The sequence below is a fragment of the Saccharospirillum sp. ABV4_185 genome, assembly GCF_056159245.1.
Genome location: NZ_JBSWUW010000001.1, coordinates 2,441,943 through 2,466,872, shown reverse-complemented (window position 1 = coordinate 2,466,872; position 24,930 = coordinate 2,441,943). Strand labels below are relative to the sequence as shown.

The window sequence follows — 24,930 nt, the reverse complement described above, 5'->3', positions numbered from 1 at the left end:
AATCAACGCCAACCGGGTCAGTCAAAGTGCGCCCCAGTGAGCGCCTCCGACCGGGCCCACAACTGTACCGATACCGTCTGATCTAACGCCTGTTTCGGCGGTGTTTCTTCTTTGGGGTAACCGCGTGTGCCGCCGAGTCGGTCCGGCCCATAATAGTGCCCGCCTTTGGCCATCGGTTCAGTCGCGGCATAGAGACTGGGTAAAGCACCCTGCCAAGCAGGCTGAAACAGAAACGGCAAATAACGGCGTATCCGCGCTTGCACGCTGCTCGCACCAGGGCCATTGGGCAACAAGTCAGTGCGTGAAACACCCGGATGGGCGGCAAGGCTGCTAATCCCCCAGCCTGCATCTTCACTGCGCCGATTGAGTTCCAACGCAAACATCAGACACGCCAGTTTCGACTGACTGTAACTCACCATAGGCACATAACGGCGCTGTGCCTGCAGGTCGCTCAGATCAATAGCACCGGAACGGGCTGCAACACTGCTCAGTGAAACCACCCGAGGTCTATCACCCGCTTTCAGCAGCGGTAACAAATGGGCCGTCAGCGCAAAATGGCCCAGATAATTCGTACCCAATTGCAATTCAAAGCCGTCTGCTGTCTCGCGCCGCTTAGGCGGATTCATGATGCCGGCATTGTTGATCAAGATATCCAACCGCTGCTGGTGCTGTGCCAGCTCTGTGGCGAAGGCTTTGATTGAAGCGAGATTCGCCAGATCCATCTGACCGAAGTCTAGGCGCGCTGTAGGTACTGCTTGCTTGATACGTTTGACCGCTGCGGCACCTTTAGCCGGATCACGGCCGGCAATGACGACACTGGCTCCCGCCCGCGTCATCGCCAGTGCTGTTTCAAAGCCAATTCCGCCGGTTCCGGTAATAACGGCGAGGCGGCCCGCCAGGTTGGGAATGTTGTCTTGAGTCCAGTTTGCCATCTGAAATTCCTGCAATGAGTGACGAAAAATGCTGGCCTTGATAGTTACCAGCCCATTCGCCACTAAAGTGCGCTTTCAAATGGCCATCTGCTTGCGGCTTTCCTTATAAAATTTGCTCATTTCTCCAAATAATAAAAATCGCTCCAGAGCAGCAGCATCTCGAGCTCAGTTAGCAGCCATCGCCAGGCCGTTATAGACCGTCGCCAACTGAGCACGCAATGTCGTGATATCGCGTTTTGGGGCTGCGCCGAATTCACGGCTGTAATCGCGGCTGAACTGAGCCAGGCTTTCGTAGCCGACCTGGTAAGCCGCATCCGTTACCCGGATTGCACCAGAGACCATCAGCCGCCTGGCTTCGAGCAAACGCAATTTCTTTTGATACTGGATCGGCGACAGCGAGGTGATGGCTTTGAAGTGTTGATAAAAAGACGAGGCGCTCATCTGCACCGACTTGGCAATTTCTTCAACGCGCAGCGGTTCGGTATAGCGCTGACGCAACAACTGAATCGCCTTAGCGATGCGATGCATCTGCGATTCGGGCTCGGCCAACTTACACAACTCAACCCCATAAGGGCTGCGCAACAGCCAGTAGTGAATTTCACGCATCATGGCCGGCGCGAGAATTGGAACCGCCTGGGGATCTTGCGACAGGCGTATCAGTCGCAGCAGACAGTCGGCCAGTTGATCATCGATATCAAGGACATACAGACTCGTTGCTTCAGCCGAGCTGGGAACGGGCGGACGGTCCATCTGGGAGATCAACTCACTCAGCTCGGAAAAATCCAATTCCAGCGTAATCCCCACGAATGGGCCAGCTTTCGAAGCCTCAACAATTCGCCCGCAGGCCGGCATGTCCATACTCACAACCAAAGCCTGCATTTGCCCGTAGGACAAACATTGGTCTGCCAGCAAGATCTGTTTTTCACCGGTTAATACCACGCACAGTGACGGACGATAGAGGCTGTGATTGGCCTCCACCTGCGCAAAGGATCGAATAATGTCCAATCCTGCAACGGCGGTATGGAAACAACCGGAATCGGTTGGCTGCCGATCAAGAATGTCGTTCACAGCCATCATCAGAGACGTCGACATGGGCCCCTGGATTTGTTGAGTCAGAGCGTTGGCGAAGTGCGTACAGCAGCCAAACAGCGATGCCATAGCCGGCTTGATTAAAGACGCAACAAGAGGGGAAGACCAGTGCCAAAAGGAGGGATATTACAAAGGGGAAATGGCGCGCCCGGCACGATTCGAACGTGCGACCGCCTGGTTCGTAGCCAGGTACTCTATCCAGCTGAGCTACGGGCGCGGATTGCTTCGTCTTTAGGCTCTATTGAAGCGAGAGCGTTATCAACTTCACCAAAGCGGCTAAGTTGACCTTGAAAATGGCGCGCCCGGCACGATTCGAACGTGCGACCGCCTGGTTCGTAGCCAGGTACTCTATCCAGCTGAGCTACGGGCGCTTAACGCGATGACCGGTCAGCGACCGATCATCGATTTTGCTGCGACAGGCTGCTGTCAATCAACCAGCACTGCAAGAGCAAATGGCGGAGAGAGAGGGATTCGAACCCTCGATGAGATTTCTCCCATACGCCCTTAGCAGGGGCGCGCCTTCAGCCACTCGGCCATCTCTCCGAACAACGGCGCGCATCTTACCATGTTATTTCCAAAATGAAAGGAAAAAACTCAATAAAATTAAGCGATTAGCTCATCTTATCGGGCAAGCGACGCTAGCCTTAAAATGAGCTTAAACCTCTTCGTCACCTTCAGGCTGACCCATTTCCCGCTGAATGCGCTGATAAATTTCCTCGCGGTGTACAGCAACATCCTTGGGCGCGTTTACGCCAATACGGACCTGATTCCCTTTGACGCCAAGTACGGTGACAGTTACTTCGTCACCCACCATCAGGGTTTCACCCACGCGGCGAGTCAAAATAAGCATCGAAATTCTCCTAAGTTATCTGGAACTACTTATTATCCAGCTCCTACCAGGTTCGCCATCAGCCGTTAGTCGTGACTTCAAGCACCCCATAGAAAGACCACTTACACCTAACAATGGCCGACTCAACTACTGTCAGGCCACAGCGTCGTTCGGGGCAGCGAACAACGCTGTTTCTTACCAATAATGCTGGGAAACCTTAGCGGCTTTCCGCAGGCTCATCCAGTTCGAATGCTGAATGGAGGGCACGTACTGCCAATTCAAGGTATTTTTCCGCGATCACCACCGATACCTTGATCTCCGAGGTCGAAATCATCTGGATATTGATGTTTTCGGCCGCCAGTGTATCGAACATCTTAGAGGCCACACCGGCGTGTGAGCGCATGCCGACGCCGACAATAGACACCTTGCCAATCGCCGAATCACCCCGGACTTCTCGCGCACCCAGGTCGTTGGCGACTTCGCTTAATACCTGCTGGACGCGTTCGTAATCGTTGCGATGGACGGTAAAGGTGAAGTCGGTACTGTTATCGGCCGCGACGTTCTGGACGATCATGTCCACTTCGATATTGGCAGCGCTGACCGGGCCCAGAATACGGCTGGCAACGCCCGGAATATCGGGCACACCGAGGACCGTCAGCTTGGCTTCGTCCCGGTTGAAGGCAATACCTGAAATGACGGGCTGTTCCATCTTGCTCTCTTCCTCCAGCGTAATCAGGGTACCGGGGCCATCCTCAAAGCTGGACAGCACCCGCAACGGTACATTGTATTTGCCCGCAAATTCGACCGAGCGAATCTGCAACACTTTCGAACCCAGACTGGCCATTTCCAGCATTTCTTCGAAGGTGATTTGTTCCAGGCGACGAGCGCTATCAACCACGCGCGGATCGGTGGTGTAAACACCATCGACATCGGTATAGATGCGGCATTCGTCGGCCTTCAACGCAGCGGCCAGCGCAACGGCTGTGGTGTCGGAACCGCCTCGGCCCAGCGTTGTGGTATTACCCAATTCATCGACACCCTGAAAACCTGCGACCACCAGAACGCGGCCGGCTTTGAGGTCTTTTTGCATGGCATCGACATCGATATGACGAATGCGCGCCTTGGTGTGAGCGCTGTCAGTGAGAATGCGAACCTGATCACCCGTATAGGAACGCGCCGCACAACCGCGCTTATGCAAGGCCATCGTTAATAAAGCGATGGTGACCTGCTCCCCGGTCGACAGCAGCACATCCATTTCGCGTGGATTGGGTTGCTCAGTAATGCCTTTGGCCAAATCGACCAGGCGATTGGTTTCGCCACTCATGGCAGACACCACGACGACAATATCGTCACCGGCATCGCGAGCGGCTTTCACCTTATCGGCGACATGTTCGATGCGCTCAACCGAACCGACTGATGTGCCGCCGTACTTATGAACGTATAACGCCATCCGTTTCGTTCCCGACTGCAGGATGCTGTTGCAGGCTAAGCAATTCGCTCAGCCCAGTTGTTGTTCAACCCAGGCTGGTACCGATGCCAATGCATCGGCCAGTTTTTCCGGCTCACTGCCGCCGGCCATGGCCATATCCGGCTTACCACCGCCTTTACCACCCACCTGACTGGCGACCTGATTAACCAGATCACCGGCTTTGAGACGATCAATGCTGTCTTTGGTTACCCCGGCCGCCAACTGCACCTTGCCGTCGTTAACCGCCGCCAACACGATGGCCGCTGTCTGCAATTTGTCTTTTAACTGATCCAGGGTAGCGCGCAGAGTCTTGGCATCGGCACCTTCAAGTACCGCGGCCAACACCTTGATACCACCGATTTCCACAGCGCTGGCGGCCAGATCGGTACCGGCACTGGAGGCCAGTTTGGTTTTCAGTTGCTCAACCGAACGCTCCAGTTCACGCAGCCGCTGCTGCGCCTGTGTTGCCCGGTCAACAACCTGGTCAGTACCGGTTTTAAAAACAGCGGCAACCTGGTCCAAGCGATCTTCTTGCCGATGAACCTCAGCCAAAGCATAAGGTCCGGCTACTGCTTCAATACGGCGAACACCCGAGGCAATACCGGTTTCAGATACCAGACGCACCAGACCAATATCCCCAGTGCGACGAACGTGCGTGCCGCCACAAAGTTCGATCGAATAGTTATTGATACCCATGGTCAAAACACGAACTTCATCGTCGTATTTTTCACCGAACAGCGCCATGGCGCCTTTTGCCTTGGCTTGCTCAATCGGCATCAACTCAGTGCTCACGTCGGTATTGGCGAACACCTGCTCGTTGACGCGTTGTTCGATCAAACGCAATTCCTTGGGTGTCACCGCTTCCAGATGCGAGAAGTCAAAACGCAGTTTGTCATAGGTAACCAGCGAACCACGCTGCTGAACGTGATCGCCAAGAACTTCACGCAAAGCCGCATGCAAGAGGTGAGTCGCACTGTGGTGACGCATGGTGTTTTCACGTTCGGCGCGGGCAACCGTCGCCTGCAAGGTGTCACCCAGTTTTACCGTGCCCGATTGCACGCGTACCTGATGCAAGTGATGGCCCTGCAGCTTGGTACAATCATCGACCACCACCTCAACACCCGACGCGCTGAGTTGACCATGATCGCCAATCTGGCCGCCGGACTCAGCATAAAAAGGCGTGCGGTCCAGAATGATCACACCATCGTCGCCGGCGTTCAGTTGCTCAACCGACTCGCCGCTTTGCAGTAATTTGATAACCCGACCTTCGCCAACCAGGCTGTCATAACCGAGAAAGTCGGTAGCACCTGCCAATTGCAGATCGAGATCCTTGTCCATGCGAAATTTGCTGGCCGAACGCGCGCGCTGACGCTGAGCTTCCATCTGTTCTTCGAAACCTGCCATGTCGATTTCAAGATCGCGCTCACGAGCGACGTCGGCGGTCAGGTCAGCCGGGAAGCCATAGGTATCGTAGAGACGGAAGACCAACTCGCCAGGCAGTGTTTTACCACTTAACTCAGCAATACCGGCCTCTAAAACCTCCATACCATTGTCCAGAGTACGAGCAAACTGTTCTTCTTCGAGCAGAATCACTTTCTGCAGGTGCTCTTTCATACTGAGCAGTTGCGGATAGGCTTCGCCCATCTGCTGACCCAGCGCATCGATCAGCTTATAAAAGAAAGGCTCGTTCTGACCCAGCTTGTAACCGTGGCGAATAGCGCGACGCATAATACGGCGCAATACGTAGCCACGACCTTCGTTCGAAGGCACAACGCCATCAATGATCAGGAAAGCCGTCGAACGGATGTGGTCGGCAATAACGCGCAACGAACGGTTTTCGACATCGTCGCAACCGGTCGCCGCCATAACAGCACGAATCAGATTCTGGAACAGATCAATTTCATAGTTGGAATGCACGTGCTGCAGTACAGCAGCAAGACGCTCCAATCCCATGCCGGTATCAATAGACGGACGCGGCAATGGCGTACGAGTGCCATCAGCGGCCTGATCGAATTGCATAAATACCAGGTTCCAGATCTCAATATAGCGATCAAGATCATCATCCGGGCTGCCCGGAGGACCACCGGGAACTTCCGGACCGTGGTCATAGAAAATTTCTGAGGACGGACCACAAGGACCGGTATCGCCCATGGACCAGAAATTGTCTTTCTCGCCCAGTCGGGACAGGCGATCCGCCGGCACACCGATTTCGTTAATCCAGATGTCCGCGGCTTCGTCATCATCATGATAGACAGTGACCCACAGACGTTCTTTAGGCAGGCCCAATTCCTGGGTCAAAAAGGTCCAGGCGAAACGGATGGCATCACGCTTAAAGTAATCGCCAAAACTGAAGTTGCCCAGCATTTCAAAGAAGGTGTGATGGCGGGCCGTATAGCCGACATTTTCCAGGTCGTTGTGCTTACCGCCGGCACGTACGCAGCGTTGAGAGGTGACCGCACGGTTATAGGAACGTTTGTCCTGGCCCAGAAAGACATCTTTGAAGGGCACCATACCGGCGTTGGTAAACAACAGGGTCGGATCATTGCCCGGCACCAGAGAGCCGCTTTCAACTTCGGTATGGCCCTGACTGACGAAATAATCGAGGAAACGTCGGCGTATTTCAGAAGTCTTCATTATCTAGCTTGCGTCCTTTACCGCACCGGTCGCGCGCCCTGAATGTTGGACCGCACCTTGGAAAAGAGTGACAAAACAACTGGCTGTGTGGCGAAAATACAGTCGTTTCAAAGGGCGCTAATGTTACACAGAAGGTTCTGCGGACACCAGTAGACAAGGGGTTTTGAGGCGATAAAAGGGGTTAATCGATGAACTCGAAATCGTCATCGGAGCGCGTTGCACGCAGTTGAGACAGGACGGCACGGACGCATTCGCCGTCAAACCCGCGATAAGCCAGGAAACGCGCCAGGCGGGCCTGGACCTTAGGCTCGGACGGATCATCACGGCCCAGCTTACGGGCAGCTGCATCCAACGCCATTTCATACCAATCAACATCAGACTCGGCCAGTTGCGCTTCCATCGCCTCGGCAATGCCTTTCTGGCGGGCTTCGTGACGCATGCGAATAGGACCACGATGGCGCTCCAACTGACTGCGGAAGAAAGCTTCGGCAAAGCGCTGGTCATCTTGCAGACCCTGCTCTGCGAGACGATCCAGCGCTTCAGTCACATTGTCGGGCTGATCAGGAAAACGCTGTTCCAGCTTGCGCGCGAGCTCTGCCCGGCTGTGTTCGCGACGCGCCAGAATATTTAAAGCGGTATTCCAGGGAGTATCGGCCATAGCGGTAATAGCGGCGGGCGGTTTGATCAACCGCCCGCCGCTACGATCAGATCAAGCTTCGATTTGGGGTTTGTCTGCGTCTTCGGTTTTATCGGCCGCTTCAGCCTCTTCCGGAGCCTTGCTGGTCACCAGATAGGCTTCACGGATTTTAGCTTCAATGGCCTGCGCCACTTCCGGATTATCTTCCAGATACTTGGCGGCATTTGCCTTGCCCTGGCCGATCTTATCGCCCTGATAGCTGTACCAGGCGCCGGATTTTTCCACCAGCCCCAGCTTCACACCCAGATCGATCACCTCACCCATATGATAGATACCCTTACCATAATGGATCTGGAACTCGGCCTGTTTGAACGGCGGTGCCACCTTGTTCTTAACCACCTTGACCCGGGTTTCAGAACCGACCACTTCGTCGCCTTCTTTGATGGTACCGGTGCGGCGAATGTCGAGGCGGACCGAGGAATAGAACTTCAGCGCATTACCACCGGTGGTGGTTTCCGGGCTGCCGAACATGACACCGATCTTCATACGAATCTGGTTAATAAAGATCACCAGGCAGTTGGCGGTCTTGATGTTGCCGGTGATCTTACGCAGTGCCTGAGACATCAAACGCGCTTGCAGACCAACGTGCATATCGCCCATTTCGCCTTCGATTTCAGCTTTGGGAACCAGGGCGGCAACGGAGTCGATGACGATAACGTCGACGGCGTTGGAGCGCACCAGCATGTCGGCGATTTCCAGTGCCTGCTCGCCGGTATCGGGCTGGGACACCAAAAGGTCGTCAACATTAACGCCCAGCTTGTTGGCGTAGGAAGGGTCCAACGCATGCTCGGCATCAACGAAGGCGCAGGTGCCACCGGCTTTCTGAGCTTCAGCAACGACCTGCAGCGTCAAGGTGGTTTTACCCGAGGCTTCTGGTCCGTAGATCTCCACGACCCGGCCTTTTGGCAAACCGCCAATGCCCAGGGCGATATCCAACCCCAGGGAGCCAGTGGAAATCGCCGGCACGGATACGTGCTTTTGGTCGCCCATGCGCATTACCGAACCCTTGCCGAACTGACGTTCGATCTGGCTTAAGGCTGCGGATAAGGCTTTCTCTTTATTGGTGTCCATGGTGTTCCCCCTGAGGCTGTCGACGGGTGTCAGACTCGCCAACACCTTTTACTGTATGAATGAACAGTATTCTGGCACAGGTCAGCCTGCACCGACAAGTTCAAATTGTATTGGCTAAGCGTTCCAGCAAACCCGACAGGGCTGCTTGAACAGTTTGCTCGCGTACGGCGGCTCGATCGCCGCCAAATTGAAAACGTTCTGCCTGAGTCTGATCACTCAGTGCCCAGCCGATCCAGACCGTGCCAACGGGTTTTTCCGCACTGCCACCACCGGGCCCGGCAACGCCGGTCACAGCGACGCAATAATCAACCCCGGCCTGACGCCGGCCAGCTTCAGCCATAGCGCGCGCCACCTGTTCACTGACCGCACCATGGCGCTCAATGGCTTGAGCGGGCACGCCCAGCGCTTGCTTGAGTTCATTGGAATAGGTAACCCAACCACCTTCGTACCAGTCCGAACTCCCGGCTTTATCGGTTAAGGCGGCGGCGATCATTCCGCCGGTACAACTTTCCACGGTAACCAGACGTGAACCAGACGCCAGCAGTCTTTGAGCTAATCGAACGATGTTCTGATCGTCGCTGACCATACGTTTCATCCTGCCCCTGATTCGAATACCATGAGCGGCTCTTCACGGATCAACCAAGACCCTCACCGCATGTCGCAAACCACCAGTAAAAATCAACACACCCCCATGATGCAACAGTACCTGAAGATCAAAGGTCAGCATCCAGATGATCTGGTGTTTTACCGCATGGGTGACTTCTACGAACTGTTCTACGGCGACGCTAAAGAAGCCGCCCGCCTGCTCGACATCACCCTGACGCAACGCGGTCAAAGCGCTGGCGAGCCTATTCCGATGGCGGGTATTCCCTACCATTCCGCCGAAGGCTATATCGGCCGACTGGTGCGTCAAGGGCATACGGTTGCCATCGCCGAGCAGATTGGTGATCCCGCCGCAGCCAAAGGCCCGGTCGAGCGCAAGGTGGTAAGGGTACTGACACCCGGCACCCTAAGCGATGAAGCCTTTCTAAACGACCGCCAGGAAAGCCTGCTGGTGGCGTTAATCGAACGTGACAATGGCTTCGGTCTGGCCGCTCTGGATATGGCCTCCGGCCGTTTCACCGTGCAACTGCTGAGCAGTCAGGAAGCGTTGATTGCCGAGCTGGAACGCCTGCGCCCAAGTGAGTTGCTGTTGCCCGAAGACGACCCGGCGCCGGAGTTGTCGACGCGCACTGCCATGCGCCATCAGCCGGTCTGGCTGTTCGATCTCGACTCCGCCCGTGAACGTTTGACGACCCAGTTAGGTACCCGCGATCTCAGCGGTTTCGGGGTGCAGGACATGCCGCTGGCGTTGCGCGCCGCCGGTTGTCTGCTGACCTACGCCAGCGATATGCAAAAAAGCACGCTGCCGCACATTCGTGCCATCCTGCCCGAACGCCACGACGATTCGGTGATTCTCGATGCTGCTTCGCGCCGCAACCTGGAAATCGACCTCAACGTGCGCGGCGAAGAAGACAACACCCTGTTTCAACTGATGGACCACTGCGCCACCGCCATGGGCAGCCGTCAATTGCGTCGCTGGCTGGGTCGGCCGCTGCGCAACCGCGACGAACTGCGCCAGCGCCAGCACGCCATCAGCACCTTGCTCGACGATTTCCGTTTCGAAGGCATCGCTGCACTGCTCAAACCCATCGGCGACATCGAGCGCGTGCTGTCACGCGTTGCCCTCGGCTCAGCCCGACCGCGCGATCTGGTCCGGCTGCGCGAAGCCATGACGCAATTGCCGCTGCTGCAAAGCGACCTGACACCACTCGATTCTCCGCGCTTAAAACAGCTGGCCGAAGCACTGCACGAACAACCTCACTGGCAGGATGTGCTCGGTCGCGCACTGATCGACAACCCGCCGGTGGTGATTCGCGAAGGCGGCGTCATTGCATCAGGCTTCGATGAAGAACTGGACGAACTGCGCGGTATCGACAGCAATGCCAGCGACTTCCTGCTGCAACTGGAAAAACAGGAACGCGAGCGCACCGGCCTGCCGACACTCAAAGTCGGCTACAACCGCGTGCACGGCTATTACATTGAGATCAGCAAGGCCCAAGCCCGCGAAGCCCCGACGGATTACATCCGCCGCCAAACGTTGAAAAACGCCGAACGCTTTATCACTCCGGAACTGAAGCAATACGAAGACAAGGCCCTGAGTGCTAAAAGCCGGGCGTTGGCGCGGGAGAAATTTCTCTATGAAGCCCTGGTTCAGGAATTGGCCGACGATCTGGCCAACCTCCAGAGCATGGCCAATGCACTCGCCGAGCTCGACACCCTGGTTTGTCTGGCCAATTGCGCCGACCGTTTTAACTGGAACGCGCCGGAACTGACCGATGCCGCCGAGCTGCATATCAGCGAAGGCCGTCATCCCGTGGTTGAGGCAGTAACCGACACCCCCTTTGTGCCCAATGATCTGACGCTGAACAGCGACATCAGTACCCTGGTCATTACTGGCCCGAACATGGGCGGTAAGAGCACCTTTATGCGTCAGGCCGCGGTTATAGCGCTGCTCGGTCATATTGGCAGCTTTGTGCCTGCAACGGCTGCAAAAATCGGCAATATCGATCGTATCTTCACCCGTATGGGCTCGTCGGATGACATCGCCGGCGGCCGCTCCACCTTTATGGTCGAGATGACCGAAACGGCCAATATTCTGCACAACGCCACGCCCAACAGTTTGGTCATCATGGATGAGGTTGGCCGCGGTACCTCAACTTTCGATGGTCTGTCACTGGCCTGGGCTGCGGCCTCGGCACTGGCCGAAACCAAGCGGGCGTTAACCCTGTTTGCGACCCACTATTTCGAGATGACCGCCCTGCCCGATCACTACGAAAACGCCCGCAACCTGCATCTGGATGCGACCGAACACGACGATCGCCTGGTGTTTTTACACCGTGTCCAACCGGGACCCGCCAGCCAAAGTTTCGGTATTCAGGTGGCTCGTCTGGCGGGAGTGCCGGGCGCTGTTATCGATGCTGCGCGCAGCAAATTATCCGAGCTTGAAGGCGGGCCGATCGTCACTTCGACGCCCGGTCACACCAGCAAAACAGTGTCCACCCAGGCAGCGGTTCGGGACGCGCCCTTGCAAAACGATTTGTTTGCCAGCGCACCGCACCCTTTGCTGGAAAGGCTGGAAAAACTCGACCTGAATGGTATGACGCCGCTGCAAGCCTTGAACTGGTTGCATGAGCAACAGACCAAACTCAAGGGCAACGATACAGGCTCCAAATAAGAACGATACTCAATACTTAGAGAAATTTGAGTTTTTATTCCTCCAGGCGATAAAAAACTGGTCTTTTCGTCTTAGCGGCGGCTTGAGAGGGCCCGGGGGGATCACTAGAATACGCACACCTTACGAATTCGATTGGGGAGAGTCGTTGCATGGCCTTTGTTGTCATCGAGAACTGCATTAAGTGCAAGTACACCGATTGTGTTGAAGTCTGCCCGGTGGATTGCTTTTACGAAGGCCCGAACTTCCTGGTCATTCATCCGGACGAGTGCATCGATTGCGCGCTGTGTGAACCCGAATGCCCGGCTGAAGCCATCGTTTCTGAAGACGAAGTGCCTGCCAATCAGATTGAGTTTATCGAGCTCAACGCCGAGCTGTCGGAAGTCTGGCCCAATATTAACGAACGCAAAGATCCACTGCCGGGTGCGGCTGAAGCTGACGGCCAGCCGGGCAAACTGGCGGCACTGGAACGCTGAGAGCTTTTTCCAGCACAGAATTTGCAGACAAAAAAAGAGCGCCCCTGGCGCTCTTTTTTATTGGCGAATGGTTGGATCAGGCACCAAACAAAGCGGTAGCCGACAGCCCTTGCTTTTCCATGATATCGCGCAGGCGACGCAGCGCTTCAACCTGAATCTGGCGCACCCGTTCGCGCGTCAGACCAATCTCACGACCGACTTCTTCCAGCGTGCTGGTTTCATAACCACGCAGACCAAAGCGCCGGGCCACGACTTCACGCTGTTTCTCGGACAACTCATCCAACCAGCCATCGATGCTGGACCGCATATTGTCTTCCTGCAGCGTCTCCGACGGATCGGCCGATTTTTCGTCGGCGATGGTGTCGAGCAGGCTCTTCTCCGAACTCGGACCGATCGGCGTATCCACCGAGGTCACTCGTTCATTCAGCGCCAGCATGCGTTTTACATCTTCCACCGGACGCTCGAGCAGTTCGGCGATATCTTCTGCGGTCGGCTCGTGATCCAGCTTCTGAGTCAGTTCACGGGCGGCACGCAGATAAACATTCAATTCTTTAACGACATGAATCGGCAGGCGGATGGTCCGCGTCTGGTTCATGATGGCGCGCTCAATAGTCTGCCGAATCCACCAGGTAGCATAGGTGGAAAAACGGAAGCCACGCTCTGGATCGAACTTCTCAACCGCCCGGATCAAGCCCAGGTTGCCCTCTTCGATCAAATCCAGCAGCGTCAGACCGCGGTTCAGATAGCGGCGCGCAATCTTGACCACCAGACGCAGATTACTTTCAATCATGCGTTTGCGGCCGGCCGGCTCACCTTTACGAGCCAGGCGTGCGAAATAGACTTCCTCTTCCGGACTTAACAGCGGAGAGAAGCCGATCTCATTCAGGTACATCTGGGTAGCGTCCAGCGAGCGCTGCAATCCAGCATTACTGCTTAGCGCATCACGGAATTCCGATTCCTCAGCATCGCTGTCGACGTCCTCGTCGAGTTGCCGGGCATCAGGGTCTTCTTTTAGAGAAGCCAGGTTTTCATCAAAGCTCGAAGAATCGAGCAGGTCCTGGTACTGCTTGAACTGGTCATCCGCCACAGCGGAATCGTGTTCCCTGAGTGCTGCCATAGTCATTCACCTGTGCGTCGTATGTCGGTTCTATCGACCGACCTAGGCCAGACTTAAACCAGCTACCTCCGTGGTAAATACTGCTCGGGGTTCACCGGTTTGCCTTCCCGCCTTATCTCGAAGTGCAGGCCAGGTTGATCTCCCTGCCTGCCCATCCGGGCAATCTCCTGCCCTTTGCGCACCTGATCTTGTTCAGAGACCAGCAGTTCCTGGTTGAAGGCGTAAGCACTCAACAAGGCGTTGCTGTGTTCGAGAATGATCAGGTTGCCATAGCCGGGTAGTCCATTGCCTGCGTAGACAACTGACCCCTCGGCGGCGGCTTTGACAGAATCTCCAAACTGCCCCCTGATATCAACGCCTTTTCGATCGGATACATTAGCATTAAATGTTCGCACTATAGTGCCGTCATGTGGCCAGACCCATTGAATATTGGGCGCTGCAGCGGATGCGGACGTGGATGCGTTGACGCCGGAATTTTGACTGTTATCGTTTGTAACCGAAGAGGATGAGCCGCTATTGCTACGCGGTATACGGCTCGAATTGGTATTAGCACTGGCGCTACCAGGGCCCTCAGACTCCCGCAATTCCAGCATTTGACCGGCAAAGATGGTATAGCTGGAATCAATGTCATTGGCCCGGGCAAGCTTGCGATAATCAAGCCCATAGCGGAATGCGATGGAAAAAAGGGTATCGCCTGAGCGCACCCGGTAGCGATCGGGACGATTGATGCTGGCGCTGGCAGAATTGGTATTGTTACGGCTTGTGAACGGCAAAGAATCGCCGTCAAGAGAACGATAGGCCGAGTTGTTCACACAGGCGTTTAGCAGCAGTCCAAAACAGGCAACTGTCATAAATTTTGACGCCTTTCGACAGTTTCCACTCAAGTCGTTAATCTCCGCTTCTATCTCCGGTCGAGGCCTACCCAACACCGTTCATAACACCGTATTATTCTCAAAGCCAGCATACAAAACGTTTATTAGGAAAATTTAATCTAAGAATCTTTAGGGGCCAATCGAAATTTGTGCAGTCAATCCGCTTTGAAAATTGACAAATTCAGCTGCGACTCTTAAAGGTCAGCAAAACAACCCCAAGCGCACCAAGCAACGCCATCGCCAGGCAGCCACCCAGCCAAGCCGATTGGCCCGTCAATAACTGATAAGCCTGGGGAGTTAACCAGTCGCCACCGGCCTGCCAGGGCCAGACTTTGATCAGGGCACCGAGCACGAAGCCGAGCATAAAACCCAGCACCCGGTCATGCCATCGCGCCAGCAAGGCGTTCAACAGACGACTGAATGCCAGCAATCCGATCAGGCAACCCAGCGCCACCCAAGCGATCGTAACCAAATCAGCTTCACTGACCGCCTGAACAACCGCCGGATAAATACCCAGCAACAACAGAATAAAACTGCCCGATACGCCCGGCAGCAGCATGGCCGATATGGCCAAAGCGCCGCCTACCACCAGCCAAAATGGTGTTGGCGTTAAATGTAATGAGGTCGACAGTGCAATAGCCGCGGCAATAAAAGTCCCGACCGCCATCAACAAAGCATCGATGGGCTGCCAACGATGACGGCGCATCAACACCAGCAGTGATGCCAGTATCAACCCCGCGAAAAACGCCCAGACCAACTGCGGCGCCTGTTCCAGTAAGGTGTGCATTAGGCTGAGCGTGGTAAAGAGACTGAGCAGAATTCCCAGCCCCAAACTGAGCAAAAAGTTACCATCCAGACGCTGCCAGGCGCCGGCCCAGTCGCCGCTCAACGCTTGACGAGCGGTATCGATTCGCAAGGCTGCCAGCGCAGCGATCAGCCGTTCATAGATACCCGTGATCAATGCCATGGTGCCGCCAGACACCCCCGGTACCGCATCGGCAATGCCCATCACGGCGCCTTTGGCGAACCACTGCAATTGCTGTTTCATAGGTCTCTCTGTACGCCGTTTAACATCGGCACAAAACGTACCGGCTCAATCTGATGGGTGTGAATGTCGTCGCCTTCGCGTTCGATCACTGTCAGGTATTGAACATCGCTGCCCAGTGGCAGAATCAGCCGCCCGCCATCGGGAACCAGTTGGTTGATTAACTCCTGAGGTGGTACTTCCGGAGCGGCGGTGCCGATGATGACATCGAAGGGGCCCTGATCCGGCCAACCCAGAAAGCCATCATCTAATTTCAGCCGGGCGTTATAGATTTTCAGTTGGCGCAGTCGCTGACGGGCTTTTTGCTGCAGCGGCGCAATGCGCTCGACCGAGAAGACTTCCTCGACCACCTGACACAGCACGGCCGTCTGAAAGCCCGAACCGGTACCAATTTCCAACACTCGCTCATGATGACGCGCCGACAACACCAGTTCGGTCATGCGCGCCACTATATAGGGTTGCGACAGGGTTTGAGCGTAACCAATTGGCACGGCGGTATCTTCGTAGGCCTTATGGCCAAGCGCTTCATCGACAAAGATATGGCGCGGCACCTGGTTAAAACATTCCAGCACCTTGGGGTCACGAATGCCTTTCTCGAACAGCCGTTCGATCAGCCGCCGTCGGGTCCGTTCCGACGTCATGCCAATGCCTCTGAGGTTCATGGTCAGCGCACTCCTGCACTGGCGGTGTTATTAGTCGCGTTCATCGTCTGCGTTCCAAGTCGCCACTTCGCGTAATGCTGTGGTGGCGTAACTGCCCGCTGGCAGGAAAAAAGTAAAGATGGGATCGCCGCCCTGCCAGTTCAGGACGCCGCGCTCGACGTAAACACGCAGCTTGCGCAAACCGCGTTCTATATCGCGTTTAATCAGCCCGTCGAGCCAAAAGGATTCATCAGCCAGCATCTGGGCTTCACGCTCATCCAGTGGCCCAAGCGATTCTTTCACCCGGCCGGGCATACTGGCCGTCGGTGATAGCTGGCCCTGCTTCACCCGTTCAAGATCGTGTTCTTCGGCCTGCAGACAAACAAAACCGCCCTGACCTTCGCGAAACTGCAGATAGTCGCCGGGCAGCCACTGGTTCCAATTGTCATCAGCGACGCGGCGCGCCAGTAATTCATTGAATAAATAAGATCGCACCGCCGATAAATGGATACCGCGCAGTTCACGCCTGGGCGGCTTGCCACCGGCAAACCAGTCACGAGCGCGCTCCAGGTTGGCACCACCCTCGCCAAAACGTTGCGGGCCGAAATAATTGGGGAAGCCCTGCTCGACCAGCAGCTGCCAGCGCTCGACAACAGCCTCGGCATCGCCGCTGAAATCGCGCAGGCGAATACGGAACTCGTTGCCAACCAATTGACCCGTCTTCAATTTCCGATGATGACGCTGCTTCTCAATGATGCGGACGCCATCGATCAGCAGCGGCTGATTAGGATCGGCCTGACCGGGCAGGTGCAAAGAAAAGGTTTGAGTGGTGACCGCATGGCGATCTTTAAGGCCGGCGTAACTGACCGCACGCGGCGGTAAATCAGCCCAGCGCGCCAGTTGCCGCGCCAGCCAGGCGGTATTCTGACCGGTCTTTTCGATGGTCAGCCACAGATGCTCGCCGTCACCGGACGGCGTTTCTGGTAAGACTTCGGTCACCTGAAAATCCGCAGGTTCCGCTTTCAGCCGGCCCTGCCCCAAAGGCTCACCCCAGGCGCGTGGCCACAACGGCAAACTCATGAAGCGGGCTCCAATAGACAGATGGCCTCGGCAGCGACGCCTTCTTTACGGCCGACAAAACCAAGTTTTTCGGTGGTGGTCGCTTTGACGTTTATTCGCTCCAGATCAACATTCAGCACCTGCGCAATGCTGGCGCGAATGGCGCTCTTGTAGTCGCCCACACGTGGCGTCTGGGCGATTAAGGTGACATCGAGGTTGACCAGTTGCCAGCCGCGTTGCCTGACAGTGTTATCGACTTCCTTCAGCAGCGCACGGCTGTCGGCGCCGGCCCAGGTTGGATCGGTATCGGGAAAATGCTCACCGATATCGCCCAGGCCGGCGGCACCGAGTAAGGCATCGCAGATGGCATGCAACAGAACATCGCCATCAGAATGAGCCAGCAACGCATGCGGCGCTGGCACATCAATTCCACCGAGGCGAATATGGGTGGCTGCGGATTGCTCATCAAAGCGATGAACGTCCACGCCCTGTCCGACTCTCATGACAAGCGCCCTTGTTGTCGTAAATAAAATTCGACCAGCGCCAGATCTTCGGCGCGGGTCAGTTTGATGTTATCCGCCGAACCTTCGACCAGTTCGACCGGTGCGCCCAATCGTTCCAGCGCCGAGGCTTCATCGGTAATTCTATCGCCCGCAGCAAGAGCGGCTTTTAAGGCATCGCGCAGCGCAATGACCGGAAAACACTGGGGCGTCATCGCCGCCCAGAGTTGGCGACGATCCAGACTGGTCACCTGATCGCCTTGCTGGCGCTTAATGGTGTCAGTCAGCGGCTTGGCCAACAGAGCGCCATGGCCAGTACGCTGGCAATGCTGCCAGAGCCGCTTGATATCCGTAGCGCTGACGCAGGGTCGGGCAATATCGTGCACCATTACCCAGTCATCCGGACCGGCATCGAGCGCATCCAGCCCTGCTAAAACAGAATCGGCGCGTTCGGCGCCACCCACGACGTGCTCCAGCGAGGCATAGCGGTCAGCCAACTGCTGACCGATGACATCATCCTCACGCAGCACAAGCAGGCGCCGACCATCAATGGTGATGCTCTGCCATAGATCCAGGGTCCATTCGGCCAGGGTCTTTCCGGCGATCTGACAGTACTGTTTGGGAGTTGGCTGGCCGAAACGCTGACCGATACCAGCGGCTGGCAACAACAAATGGAGCGTCATAGGCGAGGCGTCACCGATCGGCCTCTGCGGCGGGAATAACATAGAAGGTTTCACCGGGCTTGAGCAAACCCAGATTATTGCGCGCTAACTCTTCCACCGCATCGAGACCCGACTTCAGATCGTCAACACGGGCTTCGAGCACTTCGTTGCGGCTTTGCTGGCGATCAATTTCCGCCTGGCGCGTGGCAATCTCGGTATCGAGCCGACTCACTTCCGGCCAGGAGTTTTCCCCCAGCCAAAGGCGGTATTGCAACACCACCAACAAGAACAACAATCCCAGTTGCAGCCAACGCATGGCGATCAATCCACTATCCAAAACTGCGGCCATTCTGACCGAAAACGCCCCAGGGTGCCACGCTCCAGCGCTGACCACCTTGGGCCGAAACAATAGCGGGGGCACCAGGCCCCCGCTTAAGGTTTATCAGTCAGAGGATTCAGCCCTGACCTTTAATTTCCTTCAGACCGTTATAAACCGCCTTGTCACCCAGCGCTTCTTCAATGCGCAGCAATTGGTTGTACTTGGCAACGCGGTCGGAACGGCACAGCGAGCCGGTTTTGATCTGGCCGGCAGCGGTACCAACGGCCAGGTCGGCGATGGTGGCGTCTTCGGTTTCACCGGAGCGGTGTGAAATCACCGCCGTGTAGCCAGCATCTTTCGCCATCTTGATCGCCGCCAGCGTTTCAGTCAGCGAACCGATCTGGTTGAACTTGATCAGAATGGAGTTGGCGATGCCTTTGTCGATGCCTTCTTTGAGGATCTTGGTGTTGGTCACGAACAGGTCGTCGCCCACCAGCTGGATTTTGTTGCCCAGCTTCTGAGTCATGTAGGCAAAGCCGTCCCAGTCGCTTTCGTCCAGACCGTCTTCGATGGAAACGATCGGGTACTGTTCGGTCAACTCGGCCAGGTAATCGGTGAAACCGTTGGAGTCGAAGACCTTGCCTTCGCCTTTGAGGTTGTACTGACCATTATCGTGGAATTCAGACGCGGCGCAGTCCATCGCCAGAGTGATGTCGGTACCCAGCTTGTAACCGGCCGCCGCCACCGCTTCTTCGATAACGGCCAAAGCCGCCGCGTTGCTTTCCAAGTTGGGTGCAAAACCACCTTCGTCACCGACCGCCGTGTTCAGGCCTTTGGCATTGAGTACTTTTTTCAGAGCATGGAAGATTTCCGCACCGATGCGCAGCGCTTCTTTAAAAGACTTGGCGCCAACGGGCTGAATCATAAATTCCTGGATGTCGACGTTATTGTCGGCATGCTCGCCACCGTTGAGGATGTTCATCATCGGTACCGGCAGGCTGTATTGGCCCGAGGTGCCATTCAGGTCGGCAATGTGTTCGTAAAGCGCAACGCCTTTGTCCATCGCTGCAGCTTTGGCGGCCGCCAGTGATACCGCCAGAATGGCGTTGGCGCCGAAATTGGATTTGTTCTCGGTGCCGTCCAGATCGATCATGGTTTTATCCAGACCCGTCTGATCCAGCGCATCGAAACCCAGCAGGGCATCGCGGATCGGACCATTGACGGCCGCAACGGCTTTTAATACACCTTTGCCCAGATAGCGGCTTTTATCGCCATCGCGCAGTTCCAAGGCTTCGCGCGAACCGGTGGAAGCGCCGGACGGCGCACAGGCGCGACCGATCAGGCCGGATTCCAGAATAACGTCGGCTTCGACGGTGGGGTTGCCACGGGAATCGAGCACTTCCCGTCCTTTGATATCAACGATCTTAGCCATCTGTGACTCTCCTGAGCGTAACAGAGCCGTGATGCGGCTCGGTTCCAAGAAGGGGCGCATTGCGCCCTGAAATGTAATTTTGTTACAAAATGCGACGGCCGGATTATAGGCGGTTGGCCGTCGAATGCTACCCCTGATCAGCCACGATGGGCCCGGACCGCGCCAATGAAACCACTGAACAAACCATGGCCATCACGCGGTGTCGAGGTGAATTCCGGGTGGAATTGGCAGGCCACGAACCAAGGGTGATCGGGAATTTCGACGATCTCGACCAGGGCGCCATCGACCGACCGACCGGCAATGCGTAAGCCGGCTTTTTGTAAGTCTTCTACATAATGGTTATTCACTTCATAGCGATGGCGGTGACGCTCGATGATGCGGTCTTTGCCATAGCACTGGCGGGAAATGGAGTCTTCCATCAACTGGCATTCCTGACCGCCCAGGCGCATGGTGCCACCCAGGTCTGAAGTTTCGCCCCGCTCGACCTTCTTGCCGTCGGCTTCAATCCATTCGGTGACCAGACCGACCACCGGATGACGCGACTGACGATCGAACTCGGTCGAATGCGCGCCTTCAAAACCGGCGACATGACGGGCGTACTCAATCACCGCCACCTGCATTCCCAGACAAATGCCCAGGTAGGGAATTTTGTTCTCTCGGGCATAACGCGCCGCAGCAATTTTTCCCTCAACCCCGCGATAACCGAAACCACCGGGCACCAGAATGCCCTGCACATCGGCCAGCACATCGGTACCGTCTTTCTCGATGTCTTCGGAATCGATATAGCGGATTTTGACTTTGGTGCGCGAACGGATGCCGGCGTGATCGATGGCTTCGATCAGCGATTTATAGGCATCAAGCAGCTCCATATATTTGCCGACCATGGCGATGGTGACTTCGCCGTCCGGGTTCAGTTTGCGATCGGACACATCTTCCCAATCGCTCAAATCCGGCTCATTGCATTCGAGCGCGAATTTTTCCACGACGATGTTGTCGAGACCGGATTTATGCAGCATGCCGGGAATGCGGTAGATCGAATCGGCATCGGGCAAGGAAATGACGGCGCGTTCTTCAACGTTGGTGAACAAGGCGATTTTGCGCAGCTCAGCCTTGCCGACCGGTTGCTCGGAACGACACACCAGAATGTCCGGTTGCAGGCCGATGGTGCGCAGTTCTTTCACAGAGTGTTGCGTTGGTTTGGTTTTCACTTCGCCGGCGGTGGCAATGTAAGGCACCAGCGTCAGATGCATCGACAGCGCGCGACGACTGCCCAGCTCCACTTTGAGCTGACGCACGGCTTCCAGGAACGGCAAAGATTCAATATCACCGACGGTACCACCGACTTCGACCAAAGCGACATCGGCGTCGCCAGCCCCTTCAATGACGCGGCGTTTGATCTCATCAGTAATGTGCGGAATCACCTGGACGGTGCCACCCAGATAGTCACCGCGACGCTCCTTGCGCAGCACGTCCTGATAGATACGGCCAGTGGTGAAATTATTACGGCGGGTCATGGTGGTGCGCACGAAGCGCTCGTAATGGCCCAGGTCCAAATCGGTTTCAGCGCCGTCTTCAGTGACGAAGACTTCGCCATGCTGGAAGGGGCTCATGGTGCCGGGATCGACGTTGATGTAGGGATCGAGCTTGAGCAGCGTCACCTTCAGCCCTCGGGCCTCCAGGATGGCGGCCAGAGAAGCCGATGCAATGCCCTTACCTAAGGAGGACACCACACCGCCGGTGACAAAGATATAACGCGTCATAGAAGAGATCCCATCTGAAAACAGCCCAATGCCAGGCCCAAACGTACCCCAACGCAAACAAACGCCAGACGACCAAAACGCGGGTCAATTAGGCGCGACAACGAAGGTTTGAATGGGCAACTCAAGATGGGAGGCCAGACTAACAAAAAGCCCCTCGGCGCTCAATTAGAAAGTGACGGCTGCCAGTTTATTTGCCACCCCGGCTCACCCTCTGCGGCGAGAAACCCCTGTTCGACCGCCAAACCGGCCAGCGCCACCAGTTGGTCGCCGGCATAGAGCAGCGGCAAGCGATCACGCAGCCAGGGCGCCAGTCGGTATTCCTGCAACAGGCGCTTTAGATCGCGGCGTTGATGACGACCAGCTGGCCAGAACAGTTCGCCGCCCTCACGCAGCGTCCAGTGCAACGGCTGGTCAGTCAGACGCAAGCGGTTCGGACCCTGATCAGTCATTTTAACAATCAGGCGGCCAACACCCGGCCAATGCTGTACACCTTCGGAAAACTCGGGCGCTGGTTGTGGTTCGATCGGATCGGGCACCCAGTAGAGTGCTGTCTTAAAGCGACGCACCGAGCCACCACCAAAATCGACCTGCGGCTGTGCATCGACGCGGGCGCGCACCACCTCATCGAGCAAGCGCTGCAAGACGCCAGTCGATGGCAGCGGCGCCGACTGCCGGACCAGCCAGTGACGCAGCAAAGCCAGAATATCGGCATCGGACCAATCATCGAGCGCCACCGCTTTGAAGGCGCCATCCGCCGCCAGGCGATGTTCCAACTCGGCATCCAGATCGCGCTGTAACTGGCTGGCGGCCTGTTGCAGATGAGTGATGGACCGATTCATGGTCTGACGATATCCAGGCCAGCGCTCGGACAGCAGCGGCATCACCCGCTGCCGCAGATAATTGCGATCGAAATTGACTTCGACATTGCTGGGATCGTCAATCCAACGCAGTTGGTGTTGTGCAGCGTACGCTTCTAGCTGCGAACGCGGCCGAGCCAGCCAGGGTCGCACTAATTGATAGTCGGCCTGATCGCGCTGCACCGCCATGGCACTCAAGCCGGCCAGACCACTGCCGCGCAACAGGCGTAACAAGAAGGTTTCCAGTTGATCATCCAGATGATGCGCCAGCCACAGCGTGCCACCACCGGCCAGCGCCCGATCAAAATGACGATAGCGTTCGCTGCGCGCCGCCGCTTCCAGACCCTGGCCGGTATTGGCGACCTCGGCCCGGGCGATGGTCAGGGCGACACCCAACTGTTGGCACTGAGCGGTGCAATGCTCAACCCACTGATCCGCCTGGGCGCTTAAACCGTGATGAATGTGTATCGCCTGCACCTGCTCAGCGCCCAAACGCGCACAGAGCGCATGCAGCAACGTGGTCGAGTCAAGTCCACCGCTGTAAGCCACCCAGTGCGGAGCGGCGGCGGTAACGATGCAGGCATCGAGATCGGCATAGAGTTCGGACTCGGGCATGGTTCAGCGGGCGAGGCCCAAAGGCCAGTAATAACGCAGTTTTTCGCGGTCACCCCGGCGCCAGAGTTCGGACCAGCGGGGAACCTTAACGCGTTCGACAAGTCGCGCACCCAGTCGTTCACAGGTGCGGATGGACGCCTGGTTATCGGGGTTGCAGGTGATCCACAGAGCGGTCATATCGTGATCCAGCGCCACCGGCGCCAACAGACGGCAGGCCTCAAAGGCATAGCCATGACCACGAAAGGGCGCATCGATGCCATAACCAACATGGCCGGCATAGGTGACCAGGGCCGGGCTCTGGCCAATGCGCAGATCAATCTGACCCACTAAGGTGCCATCCAGCAAAACGATATCGAACAAATAGGCAGGCACACCTTCCAGCGCCCGATCACCTTCGAGGTGTCGGTTCAGCAACAGCGCCAGCTCATCACCCACGATGGGATCATAGTGGCGAAATGGAAAGGCATGGGCAGCGGTCATGGGACTCCCGAAATAAAAATGCCCTGTGCCGGAGTAAGCCGGACACAGGGCATTAGCATAGCGTCAAAAGACCGCTGAATTCGAGCGCTTTACTGCTCGATGGCGCCAAAACTCATCAGGCGTTCATAGCGCGACTCGAGCAACTGATCCAGGGAGCGGCCGGTCAGATCATCCAACTGAGTCAGCAACTGATTTTTCAGCGATTCGGCCATTGTCGCTGGATTGCGATGGGCACCACCGAGCGGTTCCTTAACCACGGTGTCAACTAAACCCAGCTCGTTCAAGCGCGGCGCGGTGATACCCATGGCTTCGGCGGCATCGGAAGCACGCTCTGCGGTCTTCCACAGAATAGAGGCGCAACCTTCCGGTGAGATCACCGAATAAGTGCTGTATTGCAGCATGTTCAGGTGATCGCAAACGCCAATCGCCAGAGCACCACCGGAACCACCTTCGCCGATAACGGTGGCGATAATCGGTGTACGCAGCGATGACATCTTCAACAGGTTGTAGGCGATGGCCTCACTCTGACCGCGCTCTTCAGCGCCGATGCCCGGATAAGCCCCTGGCGTATCGATAAAGGTCAGCACCGGCATGCCGAAACGTTCAGCCATCTGCATCAGACGCAGCGCCTTACGATAACCTTCCGGCTTGGGCATACCGAAGTTGCGGCGCACCTTCTCTTTGACGTCACGGCCTTTCTGATGGCCAATCACCATCACCGGACGATTCTCCAAGCGCGCCACACCGCCAACGATGGCTGCGTCGTCGGCGTAGTGCCGATCACCGTGCAGCTCTTCGAAGTCGGTAAAGACCGCATTCAGATAATCGAGGGTGTAGGGACGCTTGGGATGACGCGCCAGCTGCGAGACCTGCCAGGAACTCAGGTTGGAAAAAATCTGTTCGGTCAGCTTGACCGATTGGGCATTGAGCTTGTCGATTTCCGCTGAAATGTTGAGATCGTTGCGGTTACCCACTAAACGCAGCTCTTCGATTTTAGCGATGAGATCCGCTATGGGTTGCTCAAATTCCAAATAATCTGGATTCATACCGGTTCCTTATGAGCCGATGTCGAATTAATCATGGCGGCACAGCCTAAAAGGC

General features: G+C 56.3%; 23 protein-coding genes and 3 tRNA genes. 2 read left to right on the top strand and 24 right to left on the bottom strand.

Features of this window, described 5'->3' with window-relative positions:
* Positions 1-17: 17 nt before the first annotated feature.
* From ACXAE6_RS11565 to ACXAE6_RS11515, 11 genes are all read right to left on the bottom strand, one after another.
* Positions 18-932 carry an SDR family oxidoreductase gene (locus ACXAE6_RS11565; RefSeq protein WP_475147892.1) on the bottom strand — a complete coding sequence of 305 codons (915 nt, stop codon included), beginning with the start codon at positions 930-932 and terminating at the stop codon, positions 18-20.
* Between the two features lie 165 nt (positions 933-1,097).
* Positions 1,098-2,024 (bottom strand): AraC family transcriptional regulator, encoded by a 927-nt coding sequence (locus ACXAE6_RS11560; RefSeq protein WP_475147889.1) that lies wholly within the window; start codon positions 2,022-2,024, stop codon positions 1,098-1,100.
* A gap of 137 nt (positions 2,025-2,161) precedes the next feature.
* A tRNA-Arg gene (locus tag ACXAE6_RS11555) sits at positions 2,162-2,238 on the bottom strand.
* 77 nt (positions 2,239-2,315) lie between these two features.
* Positions 2,316-2,392 (bottom strand) — tRNA-Arg (locus ACXAE6_RS11550).
* A gap of 82 nt (positions 2,393-2,474) precedes the next feature.
* A tRNA-Ser gene (locus tag ACXAE6_RS11545) sits at positions 2,475-2,564 on the bottom strand.
* 112 nt (positions 2,565-2,676) lie between these two features.
* Positions 2,677-2,871: a carbon storage regulator CsrA gene (csrA, locus tag ACXAE6_RS11540; protein ID WP_108165838.1), complete on the bottom strand. Its 195-nt coding sequence runs from the start codon at positions 2,869-2,871 to the stop codon at positions 2,677-2,679.
* Between the two features lie 196 nt (positions 2,872-3,067).
* Entirely contained in the window at positions 3,068-4,300 is a 1,233-nt protein-coding gene (locus tag ACXAE6_RS11535; RefSeq protein ID WP_475147884.1) for an aspartate kinase, read from the bottom strand.
* A 48-nt stretch (positions 4,301-4,348) separates the two neighbouring features.
* Positions 4,349-6,952 carry an alanine--tRNA ligase gene (gene alaS / locus ACXAE6_RS11530; protein ID WP_475147879.1) on the bottom strand — a complete coding sequence of 868 codons (2,604 nt, stop codon included), beginning with the start codon at positions 6,950-6,952 and terminating at the stop codon, positions 4,349-4,351.
* A 181-nt stretch (positions 6,953-7,133) separates the two neighbouring features.
* Positions 7,134-7,640, bottom strand: coding sequence for a regulatory protein RecX (locus ACXAE6_RS11525; protein WP_475147873.1), 507 nt, complete (start codon positions 7,638-7,640; stop codon positions 7,134-7,136).
* 21 nt (positions 7,641-7,661) lie between these two features.
* On the bottom strand, positions 7,662-8,720 hold the full coding sequence (recA, locus tag ACXAE6_RS11520; protein WP_475147868.1) for a recombinase RecA: 1,059 nt from the start codon (positions 8,718-8,720) through the stop codon (positions 7,662-7,664).
* Between the two features lie 100 nt (positions 8,721-8,820).
* Positions 8,821-9,315 carry a CinA family protein gene (locus ACXAE6_RS11515; protein ID WP_475147861.1) on the bottom strand — a complete coding sequence of 165 codons (495 nt, stop codon included), beginning with the start codon at positions 9,313-9,315 and terminating at the stop codon, positions 8,821-8,823.
* A 60-nt stretch (positions 9,316-9,375) separates the two neighbouring features.
* On the opposite strand from ACXAE6_RS11515, the gene mutS reads away from it, so the two are divergent.
* Both mutS and fdxA read left to right on the top strand, forming a co-directional pair.
* Entirely contained in the window at positions 9,376-11,997 is a 2,622-nt protein-coding gene (gene mutS, locus ACXAE6_RS11510; RefSeq protein ID WP_475147856.1) for a DNA mismatch repair protein MutS, read from the top strand.
* A gap of 149 nt (positions 11,998-12,146) precedes the next feature.
* Positions 12,147-12,470: a ferredoxin FdxA gene (gene fdxA / locus ACXAE6_RS11505; RefSeq protein ID WP_392803007.1), complete on the top strand. Its 324-nt coding sequence runs from the start codon at positions 12,147-12,149 to the stop codon at positions 12,468-12,470.
* A gap of 76 nt (positions 12,471-12,546) precedes the next feature.
* Here fdxA and rpoS read toward each other — a convergent pair whose 3' ends face one another.
* From rpoS to accA, 13 genes are all read right to left on the bottom strand, one after another.
* The gene (rpoS, locus tag ACXAE6_RS11500; RefSeq protein WP_392803009.1) at positions 12,547-13,587 is read right to left on the bottom strand and encodes an RNA polymerase sigma factor RpoS; all 1,041 of its coding nucleotides are present in this window, start codon (positions 13,585-13,587) and stop codon (positions 12,547-12,549) included.
* A 62-nt stretch (positions 13,588-13,649) separates the two neighbouring features.
* Positions 13,650-14,438: a peptidoglycan DD-metalloendopeptidase family protein gene (locus tag ACXAE6_RS11495; RefSeq protein WP_475147843.1), complete on the bottom strand. Its 789-nt coding sequence runs from the start codon at positions 14,436-14,438 to the stop codon at positions 13,650-13,652.
* A 202-nt stretch (positions 14,439-14,640) separates the two neighbouring features.
* Entirely contained in the window at positions 14,641-15,507 is an 867-nt protein-coding gene (locus tag ACXAE6_RS11490; RefSeq protein WP_475147840.1) for a DUF368 domain-containing protein, read from the bottom strand.
* Positions 15,504-16,166: a protein-L-isoaspartate(D-aspartate) O-methyltransferase gene (locus tag ACXAE6_RS11485; RefSeq protein ID WP_475147833.1), complete on the bottom strand. Its 663-nt coding sequence runs from the start codon at positions 16,164-16,166 to the stop codon at positions 15,504-15,506. Before ACXAE6_RS11485 ends, ACXAE6_RS11490 begins: the two co-directional genes overlap by 4 nt.
* 30 nt (positions 16,167-16,196) lie before the next feature.
* On the bottom strand, positions 16,197-17,225 hold the full coding sequence (truD, locus tag ACXAE6_RS11480; RefSeq protein ID WP_475147830.1) for a tRNA pseudouridine(13) synthase TruD: 1,029 nt from the start codon (positions 17,223-17,225) through the stop codon (positions 16,197-16,199).
* Positions 17,222-17,707 (bottom strand): 2-C-methyl-D-erythritol 2,4-cyclodiphosphate synthase, encoded by a 486-nt coding sequence (gene ispF / locus ACXAE6_RS11475; protein WP_475147827.1) that lies wholly within the window; start codon positions 17,705-17,707, stop codon positions 17,222-17,224. Before ispF ends, truD begins: the two co-directional genes overlap by 4 nt.
* The gene (gene ispD, locus ACXAE6_RS11470; RefSeq protein ID WP_475147824.1) at positions 17,704-18,387 is read right to left on the bottom strand and encodes a 2-C-methyl-D-erythritol 4-phosphate cytidylyltransferase; all 684 of its coding nucleotides are present in this window, start codon (positions 18,385-18,387) and stop codon (positions 17,704-17,706) included. The genes ispF and ispD overlap by 4 nt, the downstream gene beginning before the upstream one ends.
* Before the next feature lie 10 nt (positions 18,388-18,397).
* Positions 18,398-18,682 (bottom strand): cell division protein FtsB, encoded by a 285-nt coding sequence (ftsB, locus tag ACXAE6_RS11465; protein WP_475147821.1) that lies wholly within the window; start codon positions 18,680-18,682, stop codon positions 18,398-18,400.
* A gap of 139 nt (positions 18,683-18,821) precedes the next feature.
* Positions 18,822-20,117 carry a phosphopyruvate hydratase gene (gene eno / locus ACXAE6_RS11460; protein WP_475147818.1) on the bottom strand — a complete coding sequence of 432 codons (1,296 nt, stop codon included), beginning with the start codon at positions 20,115-20,117 and terminating at the stop codon, positions 18,822-18,824.
* 137 nt (positions 20,118-20,254) lie between these two features.
* Positions 20,255-21,877 carry a CTP synthase gene (locus ACXAE6_RS11455; RefSeq protein WP_475147815.1) on the bottom strand — a complete coding sequence of 541 codons (1,623 nt, stop codon included), beginning with the start codon at positions 21,875-21,877 and terminating at the stop codon, positions 20,255-20,257.
* 161 nt (positions 21,878-22,038) lie between these two features.
* On the bottom strand, positions 22,039-23,349 hold the full coding sequence (gene tilS, locus ACXAE6_RS11450; RefSeq protein WP_475147812.1) for a tRNA lysidine(34) synthetase TilS: 1,311 nt from the start codon (positions 23,347-23,349) through the stop codon (positions 22,039-22,041).
* 3 nt (positions 23,350-23,352) lie between these two features.
* A complete protein-coding gene (locus tag ACXAE6_RS11445; RefSeq protein ID WP_392803040.1) occupies positions 23,353-23,829 on the bottom strand; it encodes a GNAT family N-acetyltransferase in 477 nt (158 codons plus the stop codon).
* 89 nt (positions 23,830-23,918) lie between these two features.
* Positions 23,919-24,875 (bottom strand): acetyl-CoA carboxylase carboxyl transferase subunit alpha, encoded by a 957-nt coding sequence (gene accA / locus ACXAE6_RS11440; protein WP_475147808.1) that lies wholly within the window; start codon positions 24,873-24,875, stop codon positions 23,919-23,921.
* Between the last annotated feature and the right edge of the window lie 55 nt (positions 24,876-24,930).

Bases quoted from the DNA above. Each gene is read 5' to 3' on its own strand.
- accA (WP_475147808.1), bottom strand. From the start codon at position 24,875: ATGAATCCAGATTATTTGGAATTTGAGCAACCCATAGCGGATCTCATC.
- csrA (WP_108165838.1), bottom strand. From the start codon at position 2,871: ATGCTTATTTTGACTCGCCGCGTGGGTGAAACCCTGATGGTGGGTGAC.
- tilS (WP_475147812.1), bottom strand. From the start codon at position 23,349: ATGCCCGAGTCCGAACTCTATGCCGATCTCGATGCCTGCATCGTTACC.
- recA (WP_475147868.1), bottom strand. From the start codon at position 8,720: ATGGACACCAATAAAGAGAAAGCCTTATCCGCAGCCTTAAGCCAGATC.
- ACXAE6_RS11535 (WP_475147884.1), bottom strand. From the start codon at position 4,300: ATGGCGTTATACGTTCATAAGTACGGCGGCACATCAGTCGGTTCGGTT.
- eno (WP_475147818.1), bottom strand. From the start codon at position 20,117: ATGGCTAAGATCGTTGATATCAAAGGACGGGAAGTGCTCGATTCCCGT.
- mutS (WP_475147856.1), top strand. From the start codon at position 9,376: ATGTCGCAAACCACCAGTAAAAATCAACACACCCCCATGATGCAACAG.
- ACXAE6_RS11455 (WP_475147815.1), bottom strand. From the start codon at position 21,877: ATGACGCGTTATATCTTTGTCACCGGCGGTGTGGTGTCCTCCTTAGGT.
- ispD (WP_475147824.1), bottom strand. From the start codon at position 18,387: ATGACGCTCCATTTGTTGTTGCCAGCCGCTGGTATCGGTCAGCGTTTC.
- ftsB (WP_475147821.1), bottom strand. From the start codon at position 18,682: ATGCGTTGGCTGCAACTGGGATTGTTGTTCTTGTTGGTGGTGTTGCAA.
- fdxA (WP_392803007.1), top strand. From the start codon at position 12,147: ATGGCCTTTGTTGTCATCGAGAACTGCATTAAGTGCAAGTACACCGAT.
- truD (WP_475147830.1), bottom strand. From the start codon at position 17,225: ATGAGTTTGCCGTTGTGGCCACGCGCCTGGGGTGAGCCTTTGGGGCAG.
- ACXAE6_RS11485 (WP_475147833.1), bottom strand. From the start codon at position 16,166: ATGAACCTCAGAGGCATTGGCATGACGTCGGAACGGACCCGACGGCGG.
- ispF (WP_475147827.1), bottom strand. From the start codon at position 17,707: ATGAGAGTCGGACAGGGCGTGGACGTTCATCGCTTTGATGAGCAATCC.
- ACXAE6_RS11565 (WP_475147892.1), bottom strand. From the start codon at position 932: ATGGCAAACTGGACTCAAGACAACATTCCCAACCTGGCGGGCCGCCTC.
- rpoS (WP_392803009.1), bottom strand. From the start codon at position 13,587: ATGGCAGCACTCAGGGAACACGATTCCGCTGTGGCGGATGACCAGTTC.
- ACXAE6_RS11445 (WP_392803040.1), bottom strand. From the start codon at position 23,829: ATGACCGCTGCCCATGCCTTTCCATTTCGCCACTATGATCCCATCGTG.
- ACXAE6_RS11490 (WP_475147840.1), bottom strand. From the start codon at position 15,507: ATGAAACAGCAATTGCAGTGGTTCGCCAAAGGCGCCGTGATGGGCATT.
- alaS (WP_475147879.1), bottom strand. From the start codon at position 6,952: ATGAAGACTTCTGAAATACGCCGACGTTTCCTCGATTATTTCGTCAGT.
- ACXAE6_RS11495 (WP_475147843.1), bottom strand. From the start codon at position 14,438: ATGACAGTTGCCTGTTTTGGACTGCTGCTAAACGCCTGTGTGAACAAC.
- ACXAE6_RS11560 (WP_475147889.1), bottom strand. From the start codon at position 2,024: ATGTCGACGTCTCTGATGATGGCTGTGAACGACATTCTTGATCGGCAG.
- ACXAE6_RS11515 (WP_475147861.1), bottom strand. From the start codon at position 9,315: ATGAAACGTATGGTCAGCGACGATCAGAACATCGTTCGATTAGCTCAA.